Annotated in this window: 20 protein-coding genes; 9 read left to right on the top strand and 11 right to left on the bottom strand. The window is 59.7% G+C overall.

Annotated elements, in window-relative coordinates:
* The coding region (locus tag MOV63_RS00990) for a Xaa-Pro peptidase family protein (protein ID WP_247031136.1) at nt 1-597 on the top strand (597 nt) is incomplete at its 5' end.
* Between the two features lie 109 nt (nt 598-706).
* Complete coding sequence (locus tag MOV63_RS00995; protein WP_041363741.1) at nt 707-1,162, top strand: Rrf2 family transcriptional regulator; 456 nt, start codon at nt 707-709, stop codon at nt 1,160-1,162.
* A gap of 60 nt (nt 1,163-1,222) precedes the next feature.
* Here MOV63_RS00995 and MOV63_RS01000 read toward each other — a convergent pair whose 3' ends face one another.
* Nucleotides 1,223-2,440 (bottom strand): SfnB family sulfur acquisition oxidoreductase, encoded by a 1,218-nt coding sequence (locus MOV63_RS01000; RefSeq protein WP_247031137.1) that lies wholly within the window; start codon nt 2,438-2,440, stop codon nt 1,223-1,225.
* A 269-nt stretch (nt 2,441-2,709) separates the two neighbouring features.
* On the opposite strand from MOV63_RS01000, the gene MOV63_RS01005 reads away from it, so the two are divergent.
* Nucleotides 2,710-4,029 carry an LLM class flavin-dependent oxidoreductase gene (locus tag MOV63_RS01005; RefSeq protein WP_247031138.1) on the top strand — a complete coding sequence of 440 codons (1,320 nt, stop codon included), beginning with the start codon at nt 2,710-2,712 and terminating at the stop codon, nt 4,027-4,029.
* A 174-nt stretch (nt 4,030-4,203) separates the two neighbouring features.
* Nucleotides 4,204-4,395: a hypothetical protein gene (locus MOV63_RS01010; protein ID WP_247031139.1), complete on the top strand. Its 192-nt coding sequence runs from the start codon at nt 4,204-4,206 to the stop codon at nt 4,393-4,395.
* A gap of 96 nt (nt 4,396-4,491) precedes the next feature.
* Here the strand turns inward: MOV63_RS01010 and MOV63_RS01015 are convergent, their stop codons facing one another.
* From MOV63_RS01015 to MOV63_RS01025, 3 genes are all read right to left on the bottom strand, one after another.
* The gene (locus MOV63_RS01015) at nt 4,492-5,151 is read right to left on the bottom strand and encodes a peroxiredoxin (protein WP_247031140.1); all 660 of its coding nucleotides are present in this window, start codon (nt 5,149-5,151) and stop codon (nt 4,492-4,494) included.
* A gap of 71 nt (nt 5,152-5,222) precedes the next feature.
* A complete protein-coding gene (locus MOV63_RS01020) occupies nt 5,223-5,945 on the bottom strand; it encodes a glutathione binding-like protein (protein WP_247031141.1) in 723 nt (240 codons plus the stop codon).
* A 196-nt stretch (nt 5,946-6,141) separates the two neighbouring features.
* Nucleotides 6,142-7,707 (bottom strand): diguanylate cyclase domain-containing protein, encoded by a 1,566-nt coding sequence (locus MOV63_RS01025; RefSeq protein WP_247031247.1) that lies wholly within the window; start codon nt 7,705-7,707, stop codon nt 6,142-6,144.
* Between the two features lie 303 nt (nt 7,708-8,010).
* On the opposite strand from MOV63_RS01025, the gene MOV63_RS01030 reads away from it, so the two are divergent.
* Nucleotides 8,011-9,885, top strand: a complete 1,875-nt coding sequence (locus MOV63_RS01030) for a methyl-accepting chemotaxis protein (RefSeq protein ID WP_247031142.1) — start codon at nt 8,011-8,013, stop codon at nt 9,883-9,885.
* Nucleotides 9,886-10,087: 202 nt separating this feature from the next.
* On the opposite strand, the gene repC is transcribed toward MOV63_RS01030, so the two are convergent.
* The 7 genes from repC to MOV63_RS01065 all read right to left on the bottom strand — a co-directional run bounded on the left by repC (nt 10,088) and on the right by MOV63_RS01065 (nt 17,546).
* On the bottom strand, nt 10,088-11,362 hold the full coding sequence (repC, locus tag MOV63_RS01035; RefSeq protein WP_247031143.1) for a plasmid replication protein RepC: 1,275 nt from the start codon (nt 11,360-11,362) through the stop codon (nt 10,088-10,090).
* A 153-nt stretch (nt 11,363-11,515) separates the two neighbouring features.
* Nucleotides 11,516-12,517 carry a plasmid partitioning protein RepB gene (repB, locus tag MOV63_RS01040; RefSeq protein ID WP_247031144.1) on the bottom strand — a complete coding sequence of 334 codons (1,002 nt, stop codon included), beginning with the start codon at nt 12,515-12,517 and terminating at the stop codon, nt 11,516-11,518.
* A gap of 4 nt (nt 12,518-12,521) precedes the next feature.
* Nucleotides 12,522-13,715 (bottom strand): plasmid partitioning protein RepA, encoded by a 1,194-nt coding sequence (repA, locus tag MOV63_RS01045; protein ID WP_151046603.1) that lies wholly within the window; start codon nt 13,713-13,715, stop codon nt 12,522-12,524.
* Nucleotides 13,716-14,190: 475 nt separating this feature from the next.
* Nucleotides 14,191-14,460, bottom strand: a complete 270-nt coding sequence (locus MOV63_RS01050) for a hypothetical protein (protein ID WP_247031145.1) — start codon at nt 14,458-14,460, stop codon at nt 14,191-14,193.
* Between the two features lie 793 nt (nt 14,461-15,253).
* The gene (locus tag MOV63_RS01055) at nt 15,254-16,015 is read right to left on the bottom strand and encodes an amino acid ABC transporter ATP-binding protein (RefSeq protein WP_247031146.1); all 762 of its coding nucleotides are present in this window, start codon (nt 16,013-16,015) and stop codon (nt 15,254-15,256) included.
* Nucleotides 16,012-16,692, bottom strand: coding sequence for an ABC transporter permease subunit (locus MOV63_RS01060; protein ID WP_040125639.1), 681 nt, complete (start codon nt 16,690-16,692; stop codon nt 16,012-16,014). Before MOV63_RS01060 ends, MOV63_RS01055 begins: the two co-directional genes overlap by 4 nt.
* 80 nt (nt 16,693-16,772) lie before the next feature.
* Nucleotides 16,773-17,546 (bottom strand): amino acid ABC transporter substrate-binding protein, encoded by a 774-nt coding sequence (locus MOV63_RS01065; RefSeq protein WP_247031147.1) that lies wholly within the window; start codon nt 17,544-17,546, stop codon nt 16,773-16,775.
* A gap of 364 nt (nt 17,547-17,910) precedes the next feature.
* Between MOV63_RS01065 and MOV63_RS01070 the strand changes: the two genes are divergently transcribed.
* The 4 genes from MOV63_RS01070 to MOV63_RS01085 are packed head-to-tail and all read left to right on the top strand — an operon-like array spanning nt 17,911 to nt 22,071.
* Nucleotides 17,911-18,669, top strand: a complete 759-nt coding sequence (locus MOV63_RS01070; RefSeq protein ID WP_051900672.1) for an IclR family transcriptional regulator — start codon at nt 17,911-17,913, stop codon at nt 18,667-18,669.
* Between the two features lie 5 nt (nt 18,670-18,674).
* Complete coding sequence (locus MOV63_RS01075) at nt 18,675-20,384, top strand: hypothetical protein (protein WP_247031148.1); 1,710 nt, start codon at nt 18,675-18,677, stop codon at nt 20,382-20,384.
* A complete protein-coding gene (locus MOV63_RS01080; protein WP_247031149.1) occupies nt 20,381-21,103 on the top strand; it encodes a hypothetical protein in 723 nt (240 codons plus the stop codon). Before MOV63_RS01075 ends, MOV63_RS01080 begins: the two co-directional genes overlap by 4 nt.
* Nucleotides 21,100-22,071, top strand: a complete 972-nt coding sequence (locus MOV63_RS01085) for a dipeptidase (RefSeq protein WP_247031150.1) — start codon at nt 21,100-21,102, stop codon at nt 22,069-22,071. Before MOV63_RS01080 ends, MOV63_RS01085 begins: the two co-directional genes overlap by 4 nt.
* Nucleotide 22,072: the final 1 nt, after the last annotated feature.

Raw genomic sequence — 22,072 nt, forward strand, 5'->3', positions numbered from 1 at the left:
CTCACCGAACTCTCTTGCGCCTGGAAGGCGGGCGCCCAGGCAGCCGCGGCGGAAGGCGGCTTCGGGCTGAGTGGCCACTGGGACTTCATCTCGGTCGGCGCCGATCTTTCGGACATGGCGGCGGTGGTGACGCCGGGCGCGCTGATCAAGGCCGATGTCGGGACGCTGGTCGACGGCTATTCCTCGGACGGCGCACGCACCTTCACCCATGGCCTTGCATCGCCACTGTCGCGCGAAATCTTCAAAGCGCTGGAAAATGCTTTCGCAGCCGGGCTCGATGAACTTCGTCCCGGCAATACGTTCGGCGCGGTGCATGCGGCCATGCTCGCCTCGATGCGCAAGGACGGCTTCGCAGACTATGATCGTGGCCATTTCGGCCATTCGGTCGGCGGCAGTGTCGGCATCGAGGAATGGCCGTTCTTCTCCGCCGGCAATCCGGAAGTCATCCAGCCGGACATGGTGGTGGCGCTGGAGACGCCGTTCTACGGGCAGGGCATCGGCGCGCTGATGATCGAGGATCAGTTCCTGATCACCGAAACGGGAGCCGAATGCATGAACACGCTGCCGCGGACATTGCGCGATCTTTCGGCAGAATAGAGCAGACGAGTAAACCGACGTTGAACCTTTGGCACTGGTCCTGTATCGGTGTCACACCTTCGGCGATCTCGCCGGGAAGGGCACCAGACAGGCGGAATTTTGATCTTCGATGCTGACGAAAAAGGGAAAATACGGACTGAAGGCGCTTGTCCACCTTGCGCAGCTTGAACCCGGCAAGACCGCCTTCGTCAGCGACATCGCCCAACAGAACAATATTTCCAAGAAATTCCTCGATGCGATCCTGCTCGAACTGCGCAAGGGCGGCATGCTGCGTTCGAAAAAAGGGCCTGGCGGCGGTTATGCGCTGTCCAAGCCCGCTTCGCAGATCTATGTCGGCCAGGCGGTCCGCATCCTGGACGGTCCGCTGGCGCCGATCCGCTGCGCCAGCAAGACGGCGTTCGAGCCCTGCGACGATTGCGACCACCCGGAAGACTGTCAGATCCGCCATTCGATGACGGAAGTGCGCGACGCGATCGCTGCGGTCCTCGACAACATGACGCTGGAACAGATGGTCGCCAAACGCTCGAGCGGCGTTCTCGACGACGCGCAGGCCGGCAGCAAATAGAATTCAACCGGTTCGCGTGACGCCGCCGCAAACTGCTGCGCCTTTTTGCGCAGCAGTCCTTCAGAACTGTCCGTTCGGCCGCGGGACGTTGCCGTTCAGGTGAAAATCGCCGATCGCGTGATGTTTCCAGCGTACCGGATCGTGCACCGTATGGGTGCGGGCATTGCGCCAGTGGCGGTCGAGGTTCAGGTCCTCCTTGGTCGCAGAAGTTCCGGCAAGTTCGAACAGACCGTTGGTCGCGTCGAGTGCTGCCTCCGTCGTCAGGATCTTTGCGGCAGCGACGGAAAGCGAGGCCTCGATCGCGGTCTCCGAGGACGGGTTAATCTGGGCGACGTCGACCTTGCGGCCGGCTCGTTCCAGAACCGCGCTCGCGGCTTCCAGTTTGACGGCGATCGAGCCGGTCCGCGCAATGGTCAGTGGATCGGCACTTGCCGTCTCGATGCCGACGTTGCGGATGCCTCGGGATTTGCTGCGCACGAAGCCGACCATGTCGGCAAAGGCGGCGCGTGCAATCCCCAGGTCGACGGCGGCATGCAGCAGCTGGCCAAGCGAGCCGAGTGGCGCGTGCCGTTCGAAACTCCGATAGTAGCTGATGACTGAATCCGGAGAAACGTAGACGTTGTCGATCAGCACGGTGCCGCTGGCCGTGGTGCGCTGGCCGAACCCGTCCCAATCGTCGACGATCGTCAGCCCTTCCGCATCGCGCGGCACGATCGCCATGACCGCTTTGCTTTCGGGATCGAGACCGAAGATGGCCACCCAGTCGGCAAACAGCGCGCCCGTCGAATAATATTTGCGGCCGGTAATACGATAGCCGACGCCTTCCGGCACAAGCCGGGTTTCGATATCGCCCGCAGCCTTCGTTCCGGACTCGGCAAGGGCATTGCCGAAATGCTCGCCGGCGAGCGCCCGCCCGAAGAAGTATTTCTTCTGCTCCTCGCTGCCGGAAAGTCGCAGGGCTTCGAGAATCGAGAAGTGGTTCTGCGGGATCTGCCCGACCGATGCGTCGGCCTCCGACAGAATGGCGATCACCTCCGCCAGGAAGGCATTGGAAATGTCGGCGCCGCCGTATTCGGCGGGCACGGTTATCCCCAGCAGGCCTGACTGGGCGACCAGTTCCATCTCGTCATGCGGAAGCAGTCGCTGCCGGTCGCGGTGGCTCGATCCTTCGGCAATCCGCGCCGAAAGCCCGTTGGCTACGTCGATCGCCTGGTCCTCTGTCGCGAGGTACGGAGCCACTGCTCTGATCTTTCCTGCCAAATGGAAAACCCTGCTCATGCGCGCCTCCCGGATCAAGTCTGTCATTGAGCCACGCCACGGAGGCGGGGAGAAGGAATAAAGCTTTAATTGCACGCGTCGAACGAAGCGAATTTTCTCTTTTGGTGGCCGGATAGAGAGATTTGCGGATTGTCACGCCAAGTTGAGCGGAAGGAGAGAGAATTTCTCCGGGACGATGCAATCGGCGCAACAACGTTGCTTAGCATGTGAAACGGGAATGCCTACTTTAAGCCGATCAGCCGTTTCTCACCCCACAAGAGCGTCGTCCCATGGCAAGATCACTCCACCTTACCGCCTTCATGCGTCCCGTCAGCCTGCATACCGGCGCGTGGCGATATCCCGGCGCCTATCCGGATGCCAATTTCAATTTCGGGCATATCAAGTCCTTCATCCAGAAACTGGAGGCTGCCAAGTTCGACGCCTTCTTCATGGCCGATCATCTGGCGGTGCTGAACATGCCGGTCGAAGCGCTGAAGCGCAGCCATACGGTGACGTCGTTCGAGCCGTTCACGCTGCTCTCGGCGCTGGCGGCCGTCACCGAGAAGATCGGCCTTGCGGCGACCGCCTCGACCACGTTCGACGAGCCCTATCACGTCGCCCGCCGGTTCGCCTCGCTCGACCATATCAGCAACGGCCGCGCCGCCTGGAATATCGTCACCACGTCCAACCCGGATTCCGCCCGTAATTTCGGTCTCGACGAACATGTGGAGCACGGCGAGCGCTACAAGCGGGCGCGCGAGTTCTACGACGTCGTCACCGGACTTTGGGACAGTTTTGCGGACGACGCCTTCATCCGCGATCAGCAAAGCGGTATCTTCTTCGATCCGGAGAAGATGCATGTGCTGGACCACAAGGGTGAGGAACTCAGCGTGCGCGGGCCGCTCAATATCGCCCGGCCGGTGCAAGGCTGGCCGGTGATCGTGCAGGCCGGGCAATCGGAACCGGGACGCCAGCTCGCGGCCGAGACTGCCGAACTGGTCTTCTGTTCGCCACGCGATCTCTCCGCTGCCAAGGCGCTTTATGGGGATATCAAGGGCCGCATGGTCGCTGCCTCGCGCAACCCTGACCACCTGAAGATCCTGCCGGCCGCCTTCATCGTCGTCGGCGATACGATCGAGGAAGCGAAGGCGAAGCGGGCGAAACTCGACGGCCTGGTGCATTACGATAGCGCCATCGCCTCGCTGTCGATCGCGCTTGGCCACGACGCCTCCGGTTTCGATCCGGACGGTCCACTGCCGGAAATTCCGGAGACCAACGCCAGCAAGTCCGGCCGCGCCCAGGTCCTCAAACTCGCCGAACAGGAAAAGCTGACGGTGCGCCAGCTCGCCCAGCGTTACGGCGGTTATTCAGGCCTCGCTTTTGTCGGCACGCCTCAAACCATTGCCGACGAGATGCAGACCTGGCTTTCGGAAGAGGCAAGCGACGGCTTTACGGTCGTTTTCCCCTACCTGCCGCAGGGCCTGGACGACGTGACGCAGCGGCTTATTCCGGAACTTCAGCGCCGCGGCATCTTCCGCACCGACTACGAGGGATCGACGCTTCGCGACCATCTCGGCCTGCCGCGGCCGGCCAACCGTTTCTTCGCCTGAAGGGGACGCAAGGGCTCTTGCAAAGATCGGCATTTCGCCAACTGCCACATTTCGGACATAATAGTTTCCATCCCGTTGACGAATTAGTATAGGGTTTTGATAGACTACATTGACCCGAGCAGGGTTTGGCCCGAAAGTGAGTGGGCATGATGTTCAACCGACCGGAGGCTGACGATGATCGCTGGTGGCTTATCCCTGTTTGGGTTTGATCTGTTCGGACTGAGCCGGCGGGCGCCGGGTAGGGCAGACACAGAAAGCACCGAGCGCACGCCGCTTGAAAAGGTGCGCGAGGATGGTGACAAAAACCGCGATCCCGATCGCGAACATTCGGAAAGCTTTTTCTGGGGCATGTATCCCGTCTATTGAGACGGCTCGTCCCGCACCGGGTGTTTTACCTGGAACACATCGAAAGGCCGGCGAAGCGATCCGCTCCGCCGGCCTTTTTGTCTGGATGAAACGATATCAGGCCGTGGGCTGCTTGGTCTTGCGCAGATAGGGCAGGACCGTATCGAACGAACCGAAGCGAGTGATCGCATCCTCGTTGGAAACGGCGGCGGTGATGATCACGTCCTCACCCTGCTGCCAATTGGCCGGCGTCGCCACCTGGTGTTTGGCGGTGAGCTGGATCGAGTCGATCGCCCGCAGGATTTCGTTGAAGTTACGGCCTGTGGTCATCGGATAGGTGAGGATCAGCTTGATCTTCTTGTCCGGGCCGATGACGTAAACCGAGCGCACCGTCGCATTGTCGGCGGGCGTGCGGCCTTCCGAGCTTTCGCCCGCACCGGCCGGCAGCATGTCATAGAGCTTGGCGATCTTGAGATCGCGGTCGCCGATCAGCGGATATTCAACGTCGAAACCGGTAGCAGTCTTGATGTCGTTCTTCCACTTGCCGTGGCTTTCGACCGGATCGACGGAGATGCCGATGATCTTGACGCCGCGCTTTTTAAATTCTCCCTCAAGGCCGGCCATGGCGCCGAGTTCGGTTGTGCAGACCGGCGTAAAGTTCTTCGGATGGGAAAACAGCACGGCCCAGCCGCTGCCGATCCAGTCATGGAAATGGATCGTGCCCTGGGTGGTTTCGGCGGTGAAATCCGGTGCGATGTCGTTGATACGAAGGCTCATGTCTTGGCTCCCTTGAATTGTTTCTATCGATTGCGCATTTTTGGATGGCCGGGACTCTAGCAGCCGGCCGACTAATCGGCGACCGGTATTGCCCGTTGATTATAGAGGATCTTGCGGATTCGCTCCTGCTCCTCCGGCGGCAGTTTAGTATTGTCGACGGCGAGGTCCGCGCCGACAGCAAGCCCCCGCTGGACGCCGGGCCGTGCGCTCAGGTCGTCGAACCAGCGCTTGAAATGCTTGAACTCGTTGATGTCCTGGCCCTGCGCCTGCCAGCCGACCGTCCACGGATAGCTGATGATGTCGGCGATCGTAAACTGGTCGCCGGCGAGATAGGGACGGTCGCGCAGCCGCATATTCAGCACGCCATAGAGACGGTTGGCCTCGTCGGTGAAGCGGCGCACCGCGTAGGACTGGTCGCCCTCGCGATCACCCAAACGGCGGAAATGCCCGGCTTCGCCGAGCTTCGGTCCCTGGTTGGCCATCTGCCAGATGACCCATTGGGCCACTTCGTATTTAGCACGCAAATCCTGCGGCCAGAGCTTGCCGGTCTTTTCGGCGAGGTAGAACAGGATCGCACCGGATTCGAACACGCTGATCGGCGCTCCGCCGTCGGCCGGCTGGTGATCGACGATTGCTGGCATGCGATGATTGGGATTGATCTTCAGGAACTCCGGCTTGAACTGGTCGCCGCGAGAAATCTGCACCGGGATCAGCTTATAGGGCGTGCCGGTTTCCTCCAGGAAAATCGAGACCTTCTTGCCGTTGGGCGTCGGCCAATAATAAAGATCGATCATTCGAGCTCCCCAGCATTTCCAATCGCGATGACAGGATACTATCCGCTTCCAAAGCCGAGGCCGACCCCGTTTGTTCCAAAATGCCGGTGCGAGAGAGTGTAGCTTTCCAAAGCAGGTGGAATTTTTGGCGAGTTCCATCATCCGCGAGATCGAAGGCGTCGACAACGGTCGCCGGGGCGAAAACATTCCCTCGGCGTTAACCCGCAGTCATCAGCGCCGGCATCAGCTCGTCTCCGGCGATCCGCCAGGTGTTGCGCCCGCTCGACTTTGCCCGATAAAGTGCACGGTCCGCGGTCTGAACAAGCGTTTCACGATCGCCGCCGGCGACACTTGCGGCGGCGATGCCGATGCTGACGCCGATACCGATCGAAAAACCCTTGATCTGGAAAGGTGCGCTGAAGGCCGATATGCACCGTTCCGCAAGGTCGGTATCTGCCTGGCCCGTGGTCTTCACGAGGATGGCAAATTCGTCGCCACCAAGGCGGGCCACCAGATGTCCGGCTGCGGCCGAAAGCAGCCGCTCACCGGCCATCTTTAAAACCTCGTCGCCGGCGGCATGGCCGAACGTGTCGTTGACCGGCTTGAATCCGTCGAGATCGAGGCAGTAGACGACGACAACGCCCTCGTCCGCCTCGGGTTTGAGTGCCTCGTCGAGAGCCTTGTAGAATTGCATCCGGTTCGGAAGGCCGGTCAGAACATCATGATGCGCCAACCGGTTAGCCTCGGCCTCCGCCAGCACCCGGTCGCTGACGTCGGCGATCGTCAGCAGCAGCCGCCGGTCGCCACCCTCGTGGAGCAGCCTGACATAGATGAGGACATGGTGTTCCCGGCCCTTCGCCGTTCGCTGGCGCCAGACGGTGCGGGCTTCGCAGTCCCCGTCGAGATTACGAAGCCTGGCGGCGAACTCCTCACCCTGGCCTTCGGCATGCATGTCGCAAACGGCTTTGGCCAGAAGGACCGATCTCTCGTAGCCGTAGAATTGAAGCGCCGCGTGATTGGCTTCAAGGATCGCAAGGCTGTCGCCGTCGCAGAGCAGCATCGGCATCGGGTTTGCCTCGAACAATTGCCGAAGCCATTCCTCGCGCTGCTTGAGACTGGTGATGTCTATGCGCATTCCAATGGCACCGCCATCCGGCGTGCGGCGATCGTCGTAGCGCAACCATCGGCCATCCTTCATTTGCCGCTCTTCCTGGGATGCGACCTGACGAAACTTGGCCATGCGTTCGCTAAGCCAGGCGTTCTGGTCCAGCACGACTTCCTGGATGCTGCCGCCTGCAAGGCTGATCTTCAAAATCTCCTCGAACGGAATCCCCGGCGTCAGGTATTCGGCGATATCCGCATAGAGTTCGGCGTATTTCTGATTCCAAAGAACGTATCGGTCCTTGGCGTCGAAGACGCAGACGGCCTGCGGCAACATCTCGATGACATATCGCAGACGAAGATTGGCTTCCCGAACGGCAAACCCGGCGGATTTTTCCGACCCGCCGACTTCTATCCAGACCACGGTGATCGGTTCACTCGAACCGGAACATGACGAAACCCTGATGTTGCAGCTTCGTGTTTCTCCCGTCCTGCTGCGCAAGAGAACCGGTGAACCATCGGGCTTGTCGAGTGGCCATCCGGCCAAAAGGTCGGCAACGTTCGCGCCATTCAGCGTGTCTGCACCGTCAAAGAGTGCGCAGGCCTCGGCATTCGCAAACATGACAAAACCCGCTGCGTTCACGACGAGCGCGGCGAGTGGACAGGATTCCAGCAAGACCATTACTTCCGCACCAAGCATAGCTTCCTCAAGCACTGCCTTTTCGACCGGAACAATTTCAGATGGGAGGTTAGCGGGAAGGATAAAATAAATCGCTAAAGTTCAATTGCTGCATATAGGCGCCTATAAATAACAGGCACCCCGCTCGGAGGACCTGTTGCGGGGTCGTGAAAGCGATCTTCTACGTCAAGATATCCAGACCGTACGTATTTTAGTTAATATTAAATTATCAATCTAGTGCGACATTTTGTTCTGACCGCAATCAGGTCACCACCCCCCAAGAGCCTCTGATCGGAGAGCCGCAGCATGAAACGCCCAAGCATTAAGCAAGCCCTCGTCCTAAAGCTTTCGATCATCAGTATCTTCATGGTAGGTTTATCCTACGTCTCGCTCAGCACGATCTCGACACTCAGCGCCAACGCTGAACAGATCGGGACATTCTGGATGCAGCGGTTGATGACGGCTCGTGAGATCAAAGGCAGTTTTCTCGATCTCAAACTCGTTTATAGCCAGTATATTCTCGACGATACGGCAGAGGAACTGGGCGTCGGGAAGCGAAAAATCGATGCTGCTGCTGCCGCGGTCGAAAAGGTGGTTGCCGAATATGAAAACGGCGTTCGCACGGAACGCGGGCGGGAACTGATCAATCAGATCAAGCCGGAGCTCAGCAAATATCGCCGCTTGGCGGAGCAGATGATCGCGCTTGATGACGCCGGAAAAACACCTGAGGCGGTCAGGTTATTCAAGACGGATATGGAATCGCAGGCCGAGCTGGTGAACAAGGGAATAACAAACCTGGTCACCTTCATTCTCAGCCAGGCTGAAGGTTTCGTGGCGGCCAGCGATGCCTCCGCGAAGTCCGCTTTCACATTGACCGCGGCAATCGCCGTGCTCGCGGTGCTGATCGTTCTGGCCGGCATCGTATTTGCAATCTCCGGCGTAGCCAATCCGATCCGGAGGATCACATCTGCCATGAAACAACTGTCGGATGGAGACCTCGAAAACGATATTCCCTATGCCGGTCGCGCCGACGAAGTTGGTGAGATGGCTGGTGCCGTTGAAATCTTCCGGCAGAATGCCCTCAATGTCGTGAGGCTCGAGAACGAAGCGGCAGCATCGCGCAGCGAGATGGAAGCATCACGCGCTGCAGCCCAGCAGCGCGCCGAACGGGAGGCTGAACAGTTACGCTTCGCGACCACGACATTGGGTGGAGGTCTCCAGCGCCTCGCAGCGGGAGACATCTCATTCCAGCTTTCGGAGCAATTTGCGGCCGAATACGAGACATTGCGCGAAGACTTCAACGCTTCCCTTCGGCAATTGGGGACGACGATAGGCGCGGTGCTGCAGACGGTACACAGCATAGACAATGGCACCGGCGAGATTGCATCCGGCGCCCACGACCTTTCCAAACGCACGGAACAACAGGCAGCCTCGCTCGAGGAGACGGCCGCCGCATTGGACGAGATCACATCCAATGTCGCAATGTCGACGAAACGGACGGACGAGGCACGCAACGTGGCTCTGGAAGCCAATGTCAGTGCCCAGCGGTCAGCAGCGGTCGTATCGGAAGCCGAAAAAGCCATGCGACGCATCGAAGACAGTTCGCAGCAGATCTCGAACATCATCGGTGTAATCGACGAGATTGCCTTCCAGACGAACCTTTTGGCACTCAACGCCGGCGTTGAAGCCGCCCGTGCGGGTGAAGCGGGCAAAGGTTTCGCGGTGGTCGCACAGGAAGTCCGCGAGCTTGCCCAGCGCGCCGCTCAAGCGGCCAAGGAAATCAAAGGGCTTATCCAGAAGTCCTCGACCGAGGTGGAGAACGGCGTGAAACTGGTTCTCGAAACCGGGATTTCGCTGAAGTCGATCGGCGAATACGTGGTCCAGATTAATCAGGTCATGGACGCGATTGCCACGTCGGCGCGCGAGCAGTCGACCGGGCTTGCTGAGATCAATACCGCGGTTAATCACATGGACCAGGCGACGCAACAGAACGCGGCAATGGTCGAACAGTCGACAGCGGCCGTCGCTTCCTTGTCGTCCGAGGCGAGCCGTCTGCGAAACCTGGTCAATCAGTTTCAGCTGGACAGCAACAAGGGTACAGACACCCAATCGCGCGCTCGTTCCTTGCAGAACAACTGGGCAGTCGAGGTCATCGCTCCGCGCCGTGTCGCGCAAAGATGACACGGGCCGCGTCAGATCGATCGCGCGCGAATGCGCAGTCGGCCGGCTAACGATTTCCTGCATGGATTTACCGGTCATTGCCCGCTCATCCTTAACCCGCGTGAGCGGTTTTGGCTCAATATCTCAGTGTAACCGCACATGATGTCGGCCAAAAGTTGCGACGAGTTTGGAGGACGTCGTGTTCCCAGATGCCGGTATGACCTCATCCAGCCAGCCGCCCACCGGAGACGCCCGCGCGTGCAAGCGCCATCAGCATTGGACCAACCGCAAACTCGCCTCTTTCGGTTCGTCGGGTCAGATCGCGCAGATAGCCACCTGCCGAATTGATCTGCTCTCCCCTCTCGAGAATGCAGGCAAGGACAGTCGCTGCATTTTCCCGTCCCATCGCCGTGCACGCCTCTTCGTAGGCCGAAGACGTGATCCCCAGCATCGTTCGAACAACGACAGCGGCAGCCATCAGGTCGCGCCAGTTGTCGATCCTGCCGCCTGGTCCATAGTCGGCGATCTGCGGGCAGGACTGCAGCACGAGCCCAAGCGGGAAGGATTGCAGGGATTTGGCTGCTGCGACCTCCGTATGGGTCGACGTTTGCCTGTTTTGCTTGCCCCCGGCTAGTTCACTCAGCGGTTCGGGATCATCCGACGACGGCACGGCACGTTTCGTCTCGAAGCGAGGTTCAGATTCATAATTGTATTTAAGATTGGAATTCTGTTTGTGGCGCTCAATTTGAGACTCACTGGCGTCGATTTTTTCCGTTTTTAACCGCATTTCCAGAAGGTTGACGATCTTCGAGCGCAGGGTCGCCATGTCATCCAGAATGGGGGAAAGGTTTTTGACTGTGGCGACACGTGGAATCCGCGCGACCAGCGTTCGGAAGATATCCAGGATCGCCCCCCAGTCACCCGGGACGCCGTCTTGGGTGGCCGCTGTGATCAGCTTTGCGACATCGCGACGGCAGACAGTCAACCGGTCCCGGGTAATCCGCAACAGCTCCCGTTCGGCAATCACCTGGGCGGCAAGGCTCTCGATCTCGACAGCACGCGCCAGAAGCGGAGCGAGGCTGAAGCCGAACGCCTCATTGATCTCTCCGGCCCTGCTGCGACGCGCATAACGTTTCCCGTTGGGGCTATCCTTTCGCAGGATCAGGCCGGCCTCGATGAGAACGGCAAGGTGTCGCCTGAGGGTCGCAGCGGTCATGCCGCGGGCTCGGAGGGAAAGCTGCGCGTTTGAGGGAAAGACCACCAGGCCTCTCGCCTCGCAGAGCTCGTCGTCCGGGTAAAAGGTCAAGAGCGCGTCGAGCACCGTCAACGCGCGATCGGTCACGCCCAGTGATGGTCTCGCTTCGCAGACCGCCCTGAACAGTTTCCATTTGTTACGGCTAATTCCGGGTTCAATCCTCTCAGCGAGCTGCTGACTTGCCAGCATGCCAAGCGACATCGCCCGCCGCCCAAAGGGCGTCGTTACATACCTGTTCTCCATCTGCCTTCACTTTCGCTAAGGCAAAAGAAATCCACTCGCCCAAACGGCGCCTAAACTCTTGACAGTGATTCGAGGAAATGCGATTCTTGATTTGCTAAGATCTGAGAAGGGCTTCCACGACTTTGTCGCTTGGGGGCCTTTTTCTTTTGCGGTTTACGCTCCTTTGTTTTGTTGGAATTCTGCAAAGAGGGTTACGAGCCTCTCCTGCACGAATTGGTCGAACCCAGGCGCCGCCTTGTTATCGAAGACAAAGGTCGCGCTCGATGCGGTCTTCTTGAACTGGACCGGTACTCCGGAAATTTGCGCCTTGGCAGCAAGGGCTGTTGTCAGTGCCGGCCTTTTCGAGGCAAGGGCTAGAGCCCGATGGAAACGCTCGTCGCTTGACAGCTGTCCAGAGTTGTCCGCGGACAACTGCGCCAGAACGACATCAGGCTCCACAGTCTCAAGCCGCTCGCCCAACTCCAGCCAGCGCCTGCGGCCGATTTCCGGCGCAGCTCCGATGGCTGTAATCAGGGCGATCGGCACCTGCCGCGTCACGATCAACATCTTGGAGAGTGCCGCCTTATCCACTCCGAGCGCCGCCATGATAATATCGCGGGTAAAACCTCGTTGTTCGAGCCGCAAGGCAAAAAGAGCCCGCTCGATATAGGATAAATTCGTCCGGGCGCTGTTTTCCTGCCCCTGGCTGACCACCAGCTGGTCATCCGTGAGATCGCGGACCACCGCCCGCACACTGAGGCCGAGTTTCTTCGCCGCCGCCAGCCTGCGATGGCCGTAGGCGACCTGATAACGGCCTTTTGCCTGCGGATGCGGCCGCACAAGGATGGGTACCTGCTGACCATGCTCGCGGATCTGCTCCACCAGCTCATTCAGCTGAACGGGGTCTATCTCCAGTCGATCCTCGACGAAGGAAGCGTCAATCAGGACGGGATCGATCTCGACGACGATCTGGCCTTTGGCCAGCTGCCGCTCAAGATCGTTCGCCCGTTCGACCTTTTCGGTGATATTGCCAAGCGTCCTGGTAATCCCGCCTACAGGCGCGGAATTGCGGGCTTGTGGCACAAAACCGGCAATAGGTCGGTTGTCCCTCGGAGCGACCGGTTCGGGGCGCGCCGCGCTGGAAGAGGAAATCTCGATGAGGTTCTTTCTGGCCATCTAGCTACTTCCTTCCCCATGTGGCTCGGATATGGGCCTCGATCTCTGAATTGACGAGATTGAGCGACTCCCAGGCCCGGTCGTAGGTGCCGCGCACGAATAGCGACCGTTCCACTTCGTAAAGCGTTTGCTTCGTCACTCCGGCATCGGCGATGGCGGTCGATTTCAGCATCGCGTTTTGAAGCATGCGGTTTCCGAAAATAGCACGCATGAAGCCGGTCATCTGGCTTTGCGGGCCGTCATTGGGTTCGAATCTCGTGACGAGATAGCGCATCCAGTCATAACTCGTCCTGCCTCCGGCCCTTTCGACCACGGACATGAGCTCGCTCGTCATGGTCAGGAACTGGGACATCGACATGACGTCGAGCATTTGCGGGTGCACGGTGATCAACACGGATGTCGCCGCGCAGAGCGCCGACATCGTCAGAAACCCGAGCTGCGGCGGGCAATCGACGACCACGACATCGTAGAGGCTTTCGATCTCGGTCAGGGCCTCGCCTATCCGCGCGAAAAACATCGTCTCCGCCGTGCCGGATGCCATTGCCTTGGGCGTCTCATGTTCGAACTCCATGAGTTCGAGATTTCCAGGGATCAGATGCAGATTGGGCGTATAAGTGGCGCGCACGATATCGGCGATCGGCCGCGGATCTTCATAACGGATCGCGCCGTAGAGCGTTTCAGCTTCTCCGACATCCAATTCCGGCTGATGGCCGAACAAGGCGGAAAGAGAAGCCTGCGGATCGAGATCGACGGCCAGCACCCGGTAGCCTCTCAGGGCCAGATATTGCGCCAGATGCGCAGCCGTGGTCGTTTTCCCCGAACCGCCCTTGAAGTTCATGACCGATACGATTTGAAGCTTGTCGGCGCCCTTCCGGGCCGGGACATATTTCGGAGTCCCGTTTCTCTCATCAAGAACCCGGCGGATCCGGTCCATATCATCCGCGCCATAGAGACGGCGCCCGTTGGCGAGAGGACTTGGGCCATGGCCTTCGGCAGCGACCTGCCGGAGATAACCTTCGCCGATGCCTATGAAGCCCGCGGCTTCGGCAGGAGAGAAGAACCGCATCGTCTTTTGGGAAAGAGGCGGAAAGATCTTCGCTTGATGCTGTTGGAGCTGATAGGACAGCTCCTGCGCATCTGTTGCCAGAAGTGAAGGAAGATGCTCTTGATCGTCCTGGATAACAAGACTCGGTTGCATGTGGTTTTCCCAAATAACTGCGCAATTTTTACCGAAAGCGCTCTAACTGCGCAGTTATATTATGCGCCGATTCGTTACCGATTTACAAACGCTTAACCAAGCTGTCATTTTCCGCTGTTTTGCTGGCCAAATTGGCATTCGTGGGCACTTGAGGCCGGTCGGATTTCGGGCGAGGTGGCATCGCGCCTCGGCTCTTTGAAACGAGTTGTCCGCGGACTACTACTCTTGGAGGTTTGTTTGCGATGGTATGCCGAGCAGAGGAATTCCGCCCCTGGAGGACGTTTCCGTGGTGAAGTAGTCCGCGGACAACTGCGACGCCTCCGGCAAATCGAACCGTGCGACCCCCGGAAGAAGACGTCTTTTCACCGAACGACACTCTCCCGCGTTTGGCTGCTTGTATGCCACGAGAGTGAGTGCTGCGACTGGAGCAACGTATTAGCTCACGGTCGGTAAGGCTGGCGCGGGTTGGATCCAGTCATCCGCTGTTCTCCGCCTTTGCGAGAATATCCTCGACGGCTGTTTTATCCTGTGGTCGATCTTCTTCGTATCCGGCTTGGATTTCTTGTCCGGCGGTCTTCGGATTGGTGGGGCCGGCCAACATGGCGCGCCGACGGAGGCCGCGAAGCAGCAGATCTTTCGACGAGACACACGAACCGAGGTCATGGCCGGTATGGCCATTGCTGTCGACGACCGCATGCGTGGCTTCAACTGTTGCGCATGACGGCGAGTTGATGAGCGGCAACATCACTGCTCTCGTGGATAGGTCGCCCCAATTGGAGATCTATCGGAAGACATTCCCGGTCATCGCGCGCATAAAGTACTCCCGCGATCACTCTGTCCGGCTCGGCTGCATACTGTCCTGGTCCAGCCCATAAAAACGCACTCAGCTTCCCCTGCTGCTGCCGCGGAGGGACTTTGCTCGGCAACAACAGAAAACCTCGGCGGACGCTCGATCGATGCCGCACGATTCCTCGCTTGCTTTGCCGCGTGATTTCCTTTCGTCGAAGACGCGAACGGGCGATCCGCTGCCTGTTCTGCTCTCAGGGCAGTCATGAGCTTCAAGAAGAGACTGATCTGGCAAGCCGCTTGGCTCCAAATCACTGAGGCAGGTATTCGCTCCATGATCGCCGGATGTGCTTTGCGGCATGTTTCCGGGCTCGCTTTCAATTCTATTCCTGCGGCGGAAGGCAGGCGAGGGAGCTCGCTGGATATTGGTCAGAATGACAAAATATCGGCGCTCTCGCGGCTTTTGACTTTACCTCTCGTGCCATCTGAAGGTAACAAAACGTCGGATGGATAGGTCGACGAATCCGCATCTCTCGGGTAGAGTGGTACAAATGCCGAGGGTTCTCTTCATGCGACGAGTTTCCCTTGGAAACAGATGAAATTGCTCGCCGACGGGCCGTGCGGTTTTAATCGGAATCTGGCCACAAACCGCACTCATGATCTGAGCTTGGGCGAAATTATCTCCTGAACAGAAGTTCAAGGAGCTTCTCCGATGCTGCGCCCGCGCGAACGTTCGCCCTGGAACAGAGCGCTTAGATATGCGCTGTCTGCGCCGCGTTGATCGATGAGATGAAGCTCTTGGTGCGTTCCTGCCTCGGATTACCGAAGATAGCTTCCGCCCTGCCGGACTCGACCACTTTCCCGCTCTCTAGGAAAACCACGTGATTAGCGATCCGCGAGGCAAGGCGCAGGTCGTGCGTCGCCATCACCATCGTCGTTCCTTCGGCAGCAAGCCGGCCGAGCACGTCGATGACCTCGGCGGAAAGTTCAGGATCGAGGGCCGAGGTCGGTTCGTCACAAAGAAGAACCCGCGGCGAAGGCGCAAGCGCCCGGGCGATCGCCACCCTTTGTTGTTGCCCACCGGAAAGCTCTGACGGCCACGCATCGGTCTTATGCGCCATTCCCACCTTGGTGAGCAGTTCGCTGGCGCGGTCATGGGCCTTTTGGCGCGGCCATTTCAGAACCGTCGTCAGTCCCTCCATGACGTTCTCGATCGCCGTTCGATGCGGAAAGAGCTGGAAGTTCTGGAAGACCATGCCGGTCTGGCGGCGGATCTTCTGGATCGACTTCCAGCCGATCTTCAGGCCGGGCTCGAAGTCGAGCTTTTCCTCGCCGATGCGGACGGAGCCGGCGGTCGGAATTTCCAGCAGGTTGATGCAGCGGAGCAGCGTGCTCTTGCCACCGCCCGAAGGGCCGATGAGCGCAGTCACGCTTCCCTCGGGAATGCCGAGGCTGATGTCCTTCAGGATGACCGCGTCGCCGAACCGCTTTTCGATGTTGGAAAGCTCGATCATCGGTTTGACTCCATCATGCCGCCATAACGGGCGAAACGCTTTTCAAGCCTGTTCTGCAGGGATGACAGCACCGAGCTCAAGACCAGGTAGATCAAGGCCGCCTCGATATAGAGGATCAGTGGCTCATAGGTCGTCGCGACGATTCGCTGGGCGGCCTGAAAGAGTTCCGGCACCGTGATCGCCGCGGCAAGCGAGGTATCCTTGACCAGCGAGATGAAGGTATTGGAAAGCGGTGGCACGGCGACGCGCGCCGCCTGCGGCAGGATGGTGCGGCTCATCGCCTGGCGCCATGACATGCCGATCGAATAGGCCGCTTCCCACTGCCCCTTCGGCACCGAGGAAATGACCGCGCGGATAATTTCGGAACTGTAGGCACCGATATTCAGGGTAAAGCCGATCAGTGCCGCGGGAAAGGCGTCGAGCAGGATGCCGACGCTCGGCAGGCCGTAGAAGATGACGAAGAGCTGCACGAGAAGCGGGGTACCGCGGATCACCCAGACGTAAAACCGTGCGATCAGCGCAAGCGACGCCGGGCCGAACAGCCGCGTCACCGCCGTGATCAGGCCGAGGATGAGCCCGAGCAGGAAGGACAGCAATGTCAGCGGAACCGTAAAACGGACGCCCGCCCATAGGAGGGTCGGAAGTGAATCCGACATCAATTGAAGCCAGTGCGGCACGACGTGATCCTCAAAAAATGACGTCCGGCGCGGGCGCCGGACGCTCTAACTATGTAGGTCAGGAATGGGAACTCGGCAGCCTATTTGGAGACGTCCTGCCCGAAATACTTGTCGGAGATCTTCTGATAGGTGCCGTCAGCCTTGATGTCCGCCAATGCCTTGTTGATGGCACCGAGCAATTCCGGCTCGCCCTTGCGGATGATGATGCCGGAATAATCGGCATTGTCCTGCTGCGCGGCGATCTTTACCGGCGCGTCAGGTTTCTGCTTCTTGAAATCGAGGAACGAGAGGCTGTCATTGATGGTCGCGTCGGCGCGGCGTGTCAGCACGAGCTGGATCGACTGGTCGAAGCCATCCGTGCCCACGAGTTCGGCGCCTGCTTGTTCGGCGATCTTGCCGAAATTGCTGGTCAGAGACTGAGCGGATTTCTTACCCTTGAGGTCTGCGAAACCCTTGATGTCGCTGTTGTCCTGGCGGACGATCAGCACCGCCTTGGACGCGATGTAGGGATCGGAGAAATCATATTTCTGCTTGCGGGCTTCGGTTATGCCCACCTGGTTGATGACGGTATCGTAACGCTTGGCATCGAGCCCTGCGATGAGGCCGTCCCACTTGCCTTCGACGAACTCAGCCTTGACGCCAAGTTTTGCGGCAACGGCTTGGCCGATCTCCACGTCGAAACCGACCAGTTTGCCGCTTGCGTCATGGAAGGTGAACGGCGCGTAGGTCCCCTCGGTGCCGATCTTGAAGACGCCCGCAGACTTGACGGCGGCGAGATTTTCGCCGGCGAGGGAAGGCGTAAGGGCTGCCGCATGAATAAGGGCCGCCGCGACAATGGTTTTCAACCGAAACATTTAGGTCATCCTTTCAGCAGTGCTTGCTGGCGACTAGATGACAGAAAATAGGACGTCGGGATTGAAAGAAAACCGCAAAAAAAGCCGGCAAATGCGAATATTTTACTCAGCCGCAGTCATGCCCCAATTCGCGGACGGCTTGTAGCCAAACAAGCCTGGGTCTCACGTGCCGTGGCCCGCATCGATGCAAGGTAAGGCTGTAGATTGAAAGTTTTCGCTCGCAGGTCCGACGGTGACGCAGCGAAATCCAGCGTAAAAAAATTCTGAACGCCTTGAGCGCCTTAGCCAGGTGAGGGCCAAATTTGCGCGCAAGCACGCTCCCGCGCGGTTGACATAAATCAATGACGGCGACATCATATTCAACATGGATACGACATATTCAAATAGAATACAAGAGGAAAGCGGTGGCGTCCGCCCGCTCTCGACGGTCCTGAAGACCATGGCGGTGCTCGACGTGCTGGCCTCCAGCGCTCGCGGCATGAAACTGCCGGAGATCGCGTCGGCGATGGAGCTCTCTCGCCCCACCGCTTATCAGCGGCTGTTGACGTTGATCGAAGCTGGCTGGGTCGAGCAGGATCACGAGATGCGCTATCGGCTCACGATGCACGCCTGTCGGCTTGCCGCGGCGGCCATGGAGCAGGCCAATCTTGGAGCGCGGGTTCAGCCGATCATCGAAATGCTGGTCCACCGGGTGAAGGAGACGGCTTCGCTGGCGGTGCTCGATCGCGGACTACCGTGCATCGTCTCGCGTGTCGAGTCCCAGAGCGTGCTGCGTGCGGAACAGAAGATCGGCACGACCATGTCGCTCGAGGGTTCCGCATCCGGCCGCATCCTGACCGCTTTCGCAGACGAAGTGACGCTCGCCCGCCTGGAGGAAAGCGGCGAGCAACTGGCCTCGGAAGAGCTCCTGGGCGAGGCGCGCGCCAACGGCTACGCGCTGTCGAGCGGCTATACCCATAGCGGCGTCGTCGCCATCGCCGCGCCGATCTTCGATCTCCACGGCAAATGCACGTCGACGATCTCGCTGGTCATGCCGGAGATGCGCTTCGACCTCGAAAGCTTCCGCGAGCCGCTTCTCGAAACCGCCCGTACCATCACAAAAATGCAGCAGGGAGAACGTTGACGGTCATGACCGCGACTTCCGAACAGGTGGCAACGCCCCGACCGCGCCCAAGCCAAGAGGTGATGAAGACCTCACGGCTGGCGGCAATCCAGCCAAGCCGGCTCAGCGGCACCCGCGCCTTCATGAACAAAATGATCCGCGAGCGCTGGGACATCTCCAATGTCCTTTTCGACGTGGATGAAAACGCGGAAGGAACCGTCGTTTATTCCATCAAGGCGCCTGACCAGGAGTTCTCGTTCATCGGCTTTTCCCGTCCGCCGAGCCGGACGGCTCGTACCGGCCGTATCATCGGCCAGGCCTGGGACATGATGGGCGCGCTGATCGAAGGGCCGGCGACCGAAATCGAGATCGAAACGGCGCGGCGGGAAATCCCCAAGCTCTATACGGGCCGGGCGACCGCCGGCACGCTGATCTGGTGCCGGTCGAACCGCTCGATGCGGGTTTTCGATCAGACGCTCGAAGCGCTTGCCGAAGGTCGCCAGCCGTCCGTCGCCGATCTTTCGAAGGTCTGCTACCTGATGCGCAATACCGGCCTTGACGGCAACGGCACGTTCGGGACGCGTTCCTTCCCGTCGCTCGGCGCCCGCCATGCACTCGGCGGTGTCCTGCAGGCGCAGTTGCTGACCGCCTACCTGATGCGGGAATTTTCCTGCGACCTCGTCGAGCATCTGGCGGCCAAGAAATCGGCAACCGCCGTGCGCCTCGACCCCCAGCTTCGCCGCTATATCGGCGTCGGCAATGGTTCGGCGCTTGGCCTTATCTTCTTCGTCCACAAACATCCGCGCCTGATCGATGGACTTCTGTCCGCCCGCGAAGGCGCGATTGCGATGGCCCGCGCGCTGAAGCTCGACGCGTCGGATCCCCGCATCGCCAGATTGCTCGAACTTCTCCGCCAGGCAATCGTGTTCCGCAAACAGGACCAGATGGTCTACGAGACATTTGCCTCCAGCGCCGACGTGGCAGCCGATATCGACAAGGTGGTGGCGGCGCTCGAAGAATTCCGGCGAAGCGGCACGGTGTTTGGTCGTACGACCGATTTGCCGTTTGATGTGCTTACTGCCGAGTTCGAGCCCGACCTCCTGCCGGAAGCTTTCGAGACGTTCCTTTCGTTGCTGATCGAATTGGTGCCGGAAGAAGCCGACAGGCTGTTGGCGGCCATTGATGCTCCCGACGAATTCAGCGTCGCGCCAGCCGAGACGGTCGAACAGCTGATGGCGCTCGTCCATGACGAATATCGGTGGGCGCTCGATACCGACATGGCCGGCCCCGAGGCCTATAAATATGTCTGGTACAAGTCGGAGACGGCGGAGGAGCCGCGCCGCGGCGCCCGCGAGGAAGTCCCCGACGCACTTGACCTCGGCCTCGATGTCTGCGGCGGCATCCAATCCCTTTTTGCCGATCTCGGCAGGGCCGAAGGTTCGCTCAGCATCGCCCGCTTCCTGATGAAACATCCTGAACACCGCTACATGGTGGCGCGCATTCAGAGCCTGCGCGGGCGGGACTATCACACGCCTCGCGCCAACATCAACGCCGAGGCTTTTGTGCCGATCGATCTCGTGCGGCTGATGAACGTAGGGGTCCACGGCATCGACAAGACCCGTGACTTCCTGAACCGCAACCTGCGCGGCGTGCTCTATCACGGTGCACCGACCGCCGACGATCTGCGCGCCGGCTACACCGGCACCTGGTATTACCCGGCGGAGCCTGTTCTATGACATCCTTGCATTCATCTCCCTCCATGCGCGTCATGCCCCGCGAAATGCGGCTGATGTCCGAGCGGATCTTCTCGCTGAGCAGCCTGCCCAAGGGCTTTTTCCTGACGGTCGGCGACGTCCCGATGTATTCGCAAAAGCTCGGACTTGGCGGTTTCAAGCTGTTCGAGCAACGGTTCGAGAGCTTTAAGTCGGCGGCTCCCGCCCGTATCGCGATTGCCTCCGAAGCCGACAACCGCATGACGCTCGATGCTTGCGGCGAACACGCGTGGTTCGTGCTGCCGACGGCGATCGATCTTCTCGGTGAGTTGACGGCCCGGTTCGGGTCGGCGGAACTGACCGTCACAGGGGCCACGGATGCCGAGGAACTTGCGCTTGCCACGCGTTTCGGTGGTCGGTCGGGGCTTTCGATCTCCGTGACCGGCAGTGTGCTGAAGGCTGTTCCGGCAGCGGTCGCCGGCGACGTTCAAAAAGACGATCCTCTTCTCTGGTCGCTTCTGGAAAACGGCGCCGAGATCGAGAGCGATCTATGGTGGCGCATCTATCACCTGGCAAAGCAGGCACTTGCGACCGACAGCATCGTCTCGCGCCGCCATGCCGGCCCGATGATCGTCAACGAGGACGGCACGGTCATCGGCCGCAAGGACAATGACGACGAGACGGACGTCTCCTTCCTGTCGTCCAGCATCTCCGAACGTATGAAAGAGGGCGCGAGATCATGATCATCGACGGTTTGCAATGCGGGCATTTCGATCGCGCCGCCTTTCAATCCTTGAGGGCAGGGAATGTCGGCGGGGTCGTCAACACCTGCGGATTCTGGGAGGGCACCGTCGAGTCGATGGATTCCATCGGCCGCTGGCGCGATCTGGTGCGCGAAAACTCCGATCTCGCCGAGATCGCCCTTACCGCAGACGACATCAGCCGCATTTCAGACGCAGGCAAGCTCGCTGTCATCATGGGTTTCCAGAACGCCAATCTCTTCGAAGGACGGATCCGTTTCGTGGAGATGTTTGCCGAACTCGGCGTGCGCGTCGTGCAACTCACCTACAACAACCAGAACGAACTCGGTGGCTCCTGCTACGAGGCCGAGGATTCGGGCCTTGCCCGCTTCGGCAAGGAAGTGGTGCGCGAGATGAATGCCGCCGGCATTCTGGTCGATTGCAGCCATGTCGGCGACCGCACGACGCTCGATGCGATCAAGGTTTCCGAAAAGCCGATCGCCGTCACTCACGCCAACGCCCAGTCGCTTTTCATGCACAAGCGCAACAAGTCGGACGACGTCATTCGGGCGCTGAAGGAGACCGGCGGCGTGATCGGCTGCGCCGCCTATCGCAACATCACCGGCGACGAGTTCTGCGCCTCGATCAAAGCCTGGTGCACGATGGTTGCCCGCACGGTGGATATTGCCGGCATCGACTCCGTCGCGATCGGCACCGACAAGAGCCACAATTTCACCGCTCCCGATTACGCCTGGATGCGCAAGGGCCGTTGGACCCGTGGCGAGGACTATGGCGCCAGCGCCGCCGGCAAGCCGCTCAAGGCCGCGCCGCCGGAATGGTTCCAGAAGGTCGAGGACATCAGGGTGATCCCGGACGGTCTCAGCGCCGTGGGCTTCTCGGAAGAGGAAGTCGCGAAGATCACCCACAAGAACTGGCTGCGGCTCTACGAAGCCACCTTCAGAAAATCATAAA

The organism is Neorhizobium sp. SHOUNA12A, assembly GCF_023006505.1.
Classification (GTDB): Bacteria; Pseudomonadota; Alphaproteobacteria; order Rhizobiales; family Rhizobiaceae; genus Neorhizobium.